This window comes from Nostoc favosum CHAB5714 (assembly GCF_020829495.1).
GTDB lineage: Bacteria > Cyanobacteriota > Cyanobacteriia > Cyanobacteriales > Nostocaceae > Nostoc > Nostoc favosum.
Genome location: NZ_JAIVFQ010000190.1, coordinates 1 through 5,501, shown reverse-complemented (window position 1 = coordinate 5,501; position 5,501 = coordinate 1). Strand labels below are relative to the sequence as shown.

Here is a 5,501-nt window from a genome sequence, read left to right as displayed (position 1 = left end):
CAGAGATGGTGTTAGGTACGCATGACAAGCGTCAAATCATTGAGGAGCCGTGTGAGGTGAAAGTCTCATGCACGGTTTTGAAGACCAACGGAGTTGGTGACAATTCCGTTGAGTTTAATCACGCAGATGATGAACCATCGATGGGATACGAGCCAGCGATTGCATCAGTCAGCCTGGGGTCATGTCGCAAATTCCAAATCAAATCGAGAAATGGCAAAGCAACTGACTTCTGGCTGGAACACGGCAGCTTGCTTGTGATGCACCCCGGTTGTCAGTCCACACATCTACATCAGGTTCCCAAGACCAACAAAGTCGTTAGCACACGTATTAATCTCACATTTCGACCGCATACCGGAGGCAGAAGATGAGAAGGGTAAGGGGGAAAGGAATTGTTCTCACTCCTTTAACCGTTCCCCTTTAACCTTTTTCCATAGCAATGCTGGCTCTTGACGATTTCATAGCCAGCACAAGCTCTCACAAAAAGTTGAATCGGCGGCACAGACTCAAGTGCCGCACCCTGCACCATGCGTCAAAAAACAGAGGGAATATGCGTATAATCGAATCTGATTCTCAAGCAAAACATTTACAGGAATGGCTCAACAGTTGCGTTGACGAAGAAATCTTTCACCTGAATGCGCGTTCGCTCTACGGGACGTTACCCTACGAATATCTGCTCTACAGTCCCAAAATCTCCCGTCGCAACGATGGACGATTACGTGATCGCGATTTGAAAAAATACCAGCACATTGAGTTAGGCGGCTGGTGGTGCAATGGCGTTGACCCTCTCAACAACTACGTCCTAATGATGTGGGGCTGTTTCAAACCCGACTTCCCCAGACGCGACCGCCAGAAAATTCACAAGTTCATCAAATATGAACACCCATTCAGAGAAGAGACACGCGCCTTCTTCCTCTTAGTGCCGAATCGCATCTGGGTAAAAGTTTCCCTACGTTGCGGTGTCCCTATTACTGAAGAAGACCTACAGCATCCTGGGGGTTTCTGGCATTGGGTTTGGCGGCATAATGTACCAGTCACAATTGTCGAAGGAGTCAAAAAAGCGGGGGCATTACTAACTGCTGGCTATGCAGCGATCGCAATCCCCGGTGTCAATGCTGGATACCGCACCCCCCAGGATGAGTACGGTACTGCTATCGGTAAACCCTCTCTGATTCCCGACTTGAAGCATTTTGCAACAGAGGGGAGACAGGTTAACATCTGCTTTGACCAGGACAACAAACCTGAAACTGTCCAGCGAGTCAGAACCGCTATCAGTCGCATGGGACGGCTGCTTGTAAATGAGGGTTGTTCCTTGCGGGTAATTGATTTACCTTTTGGCCAAGAGAAAGGTGTTGATGATTTTATCGTTGCCAAAGGGCAGTCGGCATTTGACGCACTCTACAATACGGCTGTTGCATTGGAGTTGTGGGAGATTAAGCTGTTTACCTTGTTGACTTACCCGCCTGCGATCGCACTCAACCAAAGATTCTTGGGCCAGCTACTTGTTCCAGAGGGTGAAAAACTGATTATCCTCAAAGCTCCCAAAGGCACGGGGAAAACCGAATGGCTAGCAACTGAAGTGGCGAAAGCACACGACCAAGAGAGACGGGTATTAATCATTACCCATCGCATCCAATTAGGAGAGGCATTGTGTAATCGCTTTGGTGTTAACTATGTGACTGAAGTCCGCACGAATGAAACAGGTACATTGTTGGGATACGGGGTGTGCGTGGATTCGCTGCATCAGGAAAGTCAGGCGCGATTCAACCCCAACGACTGGGCGAATGATGTCATTATTATTGATGAATGTGACCAAGTTTTCTGGCATTTGCTTAACTCTGGTACTGAAGTGCAAAAACGTCGGGTATCTGTTCTCAAAAACCTCAAACAACTGGTACAGAATGTTTTGGGCAGCAGTCAGGGAAAGATTTATCTGTCTTCTGCCGATGTGTCAGATACTGATGTGAAGTATGTTTTATCACTCGCTGGTGAATATCGAGTTAATCCCTTCGTCATCGTAAACAACTATCGGCACGTAGCTGGAAACTGTTACAACTACTCTGGCAGTAACCCGAAGAATCTCATCGCCGCACTGGACAAGGCGATAGCCAAAGGTGGGCATCATTTACTCTGCTGTTCTGCTCAAAAAGCCAAGTCCAAATGGGGAACGCAAGCTCTGGAAGAACGGTTTCGCCGCAAATTCCCACACCTGCGGATACTGAGAATTGACAGTGAATCCGTTGCTGATCCATCTCATCCTGCGTTTGGCTGTATCGCTCACCTGAACGAAATTCTCACCCAGTACGATTTAGTTATCGCATCTCCAAGTTTAGAAACTGGGGTCAGCATCGACATTCGAGGACATTTTGATGGTGTTTGGGGGATATTTCAAGGAGTGCAACCGGTTAACTCTGCGCGGCAGATGTTGGCACGCCTCCGAGAAACTGTTGACCGTCACATTTGGGTGCGAGAGTGGGGGATGGGTCTTGTGGGCAATGGCTCTACATGCATAGGAGGATTGCTTGCTAAGAAGTCAGCACGTCGCCACACAAGCGAACATTGCACTGTTGTCGGCGGCGGATAATGATGACTACAGCTATGTTGAGCAGAATTTTCAACCGGAGTCATTGCAGACTTGGGGCAAGCGTGGCTCTGTCATCAACGTAGAGATGCGGCGCTATAGAGAATCTGTGCTTGCGGGTTTGGTCGAGGATGGGTATACAATTATCGATGCCGACGATGCATCGGATGATGAGAGTGGGGCTGTAATCGAGTCGGTTAAAGCGGCAAGTGAGCAATTGTATACTGCTGAGTGTCAGGCGATCGCGGATTCTGATGAACTCTCACAGACTGAACTGAAAAAACTGCAAGACAAACGGGCGAAAACGAAAACCGAACGACATCAGCAGCGCAAAGCGGAATTGTCCCGTCGCTATGAAATTGATGTAATCCCTGATTTGGTCGAGAAAGATGACGATGGGTGGTATCCTCAACTGCGGATGCACTACTATTTGACGCTGGGGCGAGAGTTTCTGACAACCCGTGATGCCAAAAGAGCTGCATCGCAGTTGGAATTAGGGGAGAATTCGATTTGGAAACCGGACTTTAACAAGGGGCAGCTATTACCTGCTGTACTGTTACTCGAAAATCTGAATCTATTGCAGTTTCTTACACCAGACGTTCAGTTACGGGGAAGTGACGAGAAGATGGTGCAGTTTAAAGCGCTGGCTGTAACGCATCGGCACGTTATCAAAAATTACTTGAATGTCAGTATCTCAGAAAAACTTACCCCGATTGCAATCGCACAGAAATTACTTGCGAAGATTGATTTAAAACTCGATTACGTCGGTCGGTTGGGTAAGCGTGAAAATCGGGAGTGCGTTTATCAATTCGTTGCCCCTGATGATCAGCGTGATTTAATTTTCGGACAATGGCTCAATCGAGATGAAGCATTAAATCGTGAGTCGGTGTCACTCATTAATAATATAGAGTTCCCAACACAAGTGACTGGCACAATATCAGATGACATTCCCCAAACATTAAATCAGGTTGAAAGTCCTGCTACCCAAGCCTGGAAAGGGCTGAAGCTGAAAATGCGCCTTGGACTCGACAGCGCTGGTCGGTTCTACCAACAGCTGGTTTCCCAGCTTGGTGAGGCTGTTGGAATTGCTGATGGGGAGCCTTACTGGAACGCATACCTGGGGCAGTGGCAGGTTTGGGTTAACTTTGGGAGCGGTTGTACGTCTGTGGTGTGCGATTGGCTCTTTGCTGTGTAGGTTAAAGTAGTTCACTGTTCCATTAAAACCGTTACTATGATTCGGTTATGCGAGCAGTTTCCCAGTTTGGAGCAAATAATCTCTATTGCCAAGCCATTGAAAAAAAACAATTGTGTGTTCGTTATCTTCTGAGTCGCTTAAAGTGATGAGAGCAAGTTTGTTTTAACCCAAGACTGAACCTGAACCAACTTCCCACTGATGTTTGAGCAATTCTTGGTAAGTCTTTTCCCTTATCATCATTTGCTTATACAGCATCTGCAAAAACTCTTGAGCTTGTTCACGGGACATCTGCTGCACTTGATCAGAGAAAGTTCTGAGGCTAAATTCTTGTTCTAAAGATAATTTAATAGGTTGATTCATCGCTTTTATTACCTACTCTTTTATTTGAGTTTGCTAAGTTAAGCAAATATTGCTTTATATGAATAAACATTACGATAACTTTACAAAACCCAAAGGGGTGTAAACCGTACCGACGTAGGCTAGAATGCCGTATCTGCTGCTAAAAGCCTTGATATCACTCCATTGTGGCAACCCAAGTAAAAACCTAAGATCCTGTCAAGAAACAAATTTTACAATTTGCCACCTAAAAAGCTTATTGAGAAAGCATTTCTAACTAAAAAGAAGGAAGGTTGTTTTGTGACAAGCTCTAACTGAGTTTACTAATCCAGAATCACTGGCTATGTGAATTTCAACTTTTTCCAAGGGAGATATTGAGATATAAGTTCTAGTTTTCGTTATTGAGCATTTTCGGATAAATTTTTCATAACTACCTCTGCCGTTTGTTTTGATGGCACTACAGCAATAATCTCGAATTCCCCAATATCTTGCCAATGCAATATCCACTCTTGAAATAAACAAGGGTCATCACATTCCATGAGTTGAAAGCATTGCTCGAAGTTGGCACTAACCCAGCTATCAATATATTTCAAGCCTTCAGGCATCATCCGCCCTTTTTCATGAAATCGCTGGTATATTTCTTTAGTCTTTCCATTTTTAAAACGCTCGACTACCATAAATAACATTTTACCTTCCTGCTGATGCTGTAGTTACTACAACCTTTATTCCATTATCAAGCTATGCTTTATTTGATATCCCGCCGTTTGAACTTTTTCTGGAGAAATATCAATGACCATTTCAATGTACCAAGCTTTAATACCCGTGTCTATTCGCGCACTGAATAACCTTATAAACATTCTTGAAAAAGGTGCTGCTTATGCAGAAACTAAAAAAATAGATCCTTCTGTATTGATCAATAGTCGCCTATCCCCCGATATGCTTCCATTATCAAAACAAGTACAAATTGCCTCTGATATAGTGAACAGAGGTGCTGCACGGCTAGCAGGGGTAGAAGCACCCAAGTTTGAGGACAATGAAACTACATTTGGTCAGCTTATTGACCGCACTCACAAAACTATCTCTCAATTAAATACATTTAAACCTGAGCAAATTAATGGTTCAGAAGAAAAAGAAATTACCTTACAAATGCGTGACAATACTGCATCATTTCAAGGAATGCCATATCTCTTGTACTTTGTTTTACCAAACCTTTATTTCCATGTCACTACAGCTTATGACATTCTCAGGCACTGCGGTGTAGAACTTGGGGTAGTGTTACGGAAGCTGCGCCCAGGGGCAAACTAAACAGTTTAGTTTAGAAAAGAGACAATTTTATTGGTATGAACGCTTCCTTGAAAAGTACCGAATTTTCTTTTGGAGTTGGCACAGTGA

At 44.7% G+C, this 5,501-nt stretch carries 6 protein-coding genes; 4 read left to right on the top strand and 2 right to left on the bottom strand.

Going from position 1 to position 5,501, the window contains the following annotated elements:
* Window positions 1-56: 56 nt before the first annotated feature.
* From LC586_RS41015 to LC586_RS41340, 3 genes are all read left to right on the top strand, one after another.
* Complete coding sequence (locus tag LC586_RS41015) at window positions 57-368, top strand: alpha-ketoglutarate-dependent dioxygenase AlkB (RefSeq protein ID WP_229491211.1); 312 nt, start codon at window positions 57-59, stop codon at window positions 366-368.
* Between the two features lie 179 nt (window positions 369-547).
* Window positions 548-2,581 (top strand): plasmid replication protein, CyRepA1 family, encoded by a 2,034-nt coding sequence (locus tag LC586_RS41345; RefSeq protein ID WP_306423354.1) that lies wholly within the window; start codon window positions 548-550, stop codon window positions 2,579-2,581.
* On the top strand, window positions 2,520-3,773 hold the full coding sequence (locus LC586_RS41340) for a hypothetical protein (protein ID WP_306423353.1): 1,254 nt from the start codon (window positions 2,520-2,522) through the stop codon (window positions 3,771-3,773). Before LC586_RS41345 ends, LC586_RS41340 begins: the two co-directional genes overlap by 62 nt.
* 162 nt (window positions 3,774-3,935) lie before the next feature.
* On the opposite strand, the gene LC586_RS39360 is transcribed toward LC586_RS41340, so the two are convergent.
* A complete protein-coding gene (locus LC586_RS39360; protein WP_229491210.1) occupies window positions 3,936-4,133 on the bottom strand; it encodes an NblA/ycf18 family protein in 198 nt (65 codons plus the stop codon).
* A gap of 374 nt (window positions 4,134-4,507) precedes the next feature.
* On the bottom strand, window positions 4,508-4,786 hold the full coding sequence (locus LC586_RS39355) for a DUF3303 domain-containing protein (protein WP_229491209.1): 279 nt from the start codon (window positions 4,784-4,786) through the stop codon (window positions 4,508-4,510).
* A gap of 112 nt (window positions 4,787-4,898) precedes the next feature.
* Here LC586_RS39355 and LC586_RS39350 point away from each other — a divergent pair, with 112 nt between their 5' ends.
* Window positions 4,899-5,414: a DUF1993 domain-containing protein gene (locus LC586_RS39350; protein WP_229491208.1), complete on the top strand. Its 516-nt coding sequence runs from the start codon at window positions 4,899-4,901 to the stop codon at window positions 5,412-5,414.
* Window positions 5,415-5,501 lie beyond the last annotated feature (87 nt).

Bases quoted from the DNA above. Each gene is read 5' to 3' on its own strand.
- LC586_RS39360 (WP_229491210.1), bottom strand. From the start codon at position 4,133: ATGAATCAACCTATTAAATTATCTTTAGAACAAGAATTTAGCCTCAGA.
- LC586_RS39355 (WP_229491209.1), bottom strand. From the start codon at position 4,786: ATGGTAGTCGAGCGTTTTAAAAATGGAAAGACTAAAGAAATATACCAG.
- LC586_RS41345 (WP_306423354.1), top strand. From the start codon at position 548: ATGCGTATAATCGAATCTGATTCTCAAGCAAAACATTTACAGGAATGG.
- LC586_RS39350 (WP_229491208.1), top strand. From the start codon at position 4,899: ATGACCATTTCAATGTACCAAGCTTTAATACCCGTGTCTATTCGCGCA.